2 protein-coding genes are annotated in these 2,025 nt (G+C 67.7%); one reads left to right on the top strand and one right to left on the bottom strand.

Annotation, left to right across the window (positions count from 1 at the left end; all coding sequences use genetic code 11):
• Nucleotides 1–915 (bottom strand): Gfo/Idh/MocA family protein (locus ELR45_RS02640; protein ID WP_165367409.1); only part of this gene is annotated, 915 nt, incomplete at its 3' end.
• Between the two features lie 131 nt (nt 916–1,046).
• Here ELR45_RS02640 and ELR45_RS02635 point away from each other — a divergent pair.
• The coding region (locus tag ELR45_RS02635) for a LacI family DNA-binding transcriptional regulator (RefSeq protein WP_165367408.1) at nt 1,047–2,025 on the top strand (979 nt) is incomplete at its 3' end.

Here is a 2,025-nt window from a genome sequence, read left to right as displayed (position 1 = left end):
GGCGCTCACCGCCGGTGGGCGGCCGTCGGCCAAGGCGTCGAGGAAGTCATGTGTCGCGCTGCGCCGCTGGGGCAGCGGAACGTCAGCCGGCGCGCGATCGTGCGTGCCGACCACGAGACGGTTGTGAATCCAGTGCATATCGGCCGTTCCGTGCAGGCCGGTCACACGCATCGTGATGTCGCCGAAGTACGGCGCCGCCTCAGGGCTCAGCCAATGCGCATCGAGGGATGCGAGCGGTCCACCGTCGTCGATCTGGATGGCGGCCAACCCGTGGTCTTCGAACTCCGGTACCGACGGGTGCCCGCGGTTGCCGACGTAACCGCGCACGGTGCCGCTGGTGGCGCCGGTGAAATGCAGCAGCAGGTCGATGTCGTGCACGACCAGATCGTTGAGGATCCCGCCGTAGGTGGCGGCGTGGAACATCCAGGCCGGCCGCTCGTTCAGCGTCAGCTTGTGTGGGCCGCTGCTGGTCACCATCGCGATCTCGCCGAGCTCGCCGGCCTCGAGCGCGTCGGAGAACGCGAGCGTGGCGGGGAGGAACCGCTTCTCGAAGGCGATCGCGAGCAGGTGATCGCCCCCGCGCCAGGCGTGGTGGATGGCGTCCAGGTCGGCATGCGTGGTGCACATCGGCTTGTCGGTCAGGACATGTACGCCGTATGAGAGGGCGTCGGTGATGATGTGTCCGCGTGCACCGAAGACGTCCCCGACGAGGATCGCGTCCAGACCGCCGGCGTCCAGCAGCTGGGTGTGGTCGTCGAACTCGCGCAGCCGGTAGCGGCCGGCATAGTCCGCGCGCAACCGATGATCGCGTTCCGCGATGCCGATCAGCTGGGTGTCCGTGCGGCGTGCCGCGTCGTCCAGCATCGCATCGATGTGTGGATGCTGGACGCCGGCAATGCCGATTCTGATGGTCATGTGCGGTCACCGTCCATCTCCGGGTAAACCGTCGTCAGGGGAGGTCAGGCCTCACACGACCGGTTCCATCGGCGGTCGCGGGCTGGTACGAACTGGGGTATGGTGCGAGCGTTTGCAAACAATTGCATGGCATGCTTCTGGTGTCAACGGTCCATTGGACCGGGCAGGGTATGACTCCTGCCGGCCCGTGGATACTCTGGGCGTTCGAGGGAAGGGACGCGAACATGGCCAAGACGGCGTCGTTGAAGGCCGTCGCCGATGAGGCGGGCGTGTCCATCTCCACTGTCTCGCGGGCGTTCACCAGGCCGGACCTCATCCGTCAGGCGACCCGGGAGCAGATTCTTGCGATCGCCGACCGGCTCGGATACCGGCCGAACCGATCGGCACGCGGGTTGGTCACCGGGCGGACGGCGCTGCTCGCCGTCGTTCTGCCAGACATCGCGAATCCGTTCTTCCCGCCGCTGGTCAGGGCGGTGGAGGACACCGCATACGAGAAGGGCTATTCGGTATTGCTGATGGACACCGACGAGCATCCGGAGCGCGAGGCCACGATGCTCCGGGATCTCGCGGGCCAGGCGGACGGTGTCATCATCTGCTCGCCGCGGTCGCGGGCCGGTGTGATCCGGGAGGCCGCCGAGCGTACACCGGTGGTCCTGGTCAATCGCACCGTCGACGGGATCGCCTCGGTCTCCTGCCGGACCCGGGAGGGCATCCGGCAGATCGTCGACCACCTTCATGCCCTCGGACATCGGGACATCGCCTACGTGTCCGGTCCGAAATCGTCGTGGTCCGACCGGGAACGGCGGGACGGTGCCCGGCGCCAGGCCCACAAGCTGGGCATGTCGTTCGAGGTCTGCGGGCCATATCCGGCGACCTTCTCCGGTGGCATGATGGCCGCCGACGCCGTCGTGGCAGGCAACATGACGGCGGCGGTGGCGTTCGACGACATCATGGCCCTGGGGATGCTGCGCAGGCTGACCGAGCGCGGCTTCGACGTGCCCGGTCAGTTCAGCGTGACCGGCTGCGATGACATCCTCTTCGCGGCGATGGCGTACCCGCCTCTGACCTCTATCGCGAGCCCGGTCGCCGACGCGGGCCGGATGGCGGTGC

The organism is Phytoactinopolyspora endophytica, from assembly GCF_004138495.1.
GTDB classification, from domain to species: Bacteria; Actinomycetota; Actinomycetes; order Jiangellales; family Jiangellaceae; genus Phytoactinopolyspora; species Phytoactinopolyspora endophytica.
The sequence above is the reverse complement of the archived record's forward strand: the minus strand, read 5'-3'. Positions and strand labels throughout refer to the sequence as shown.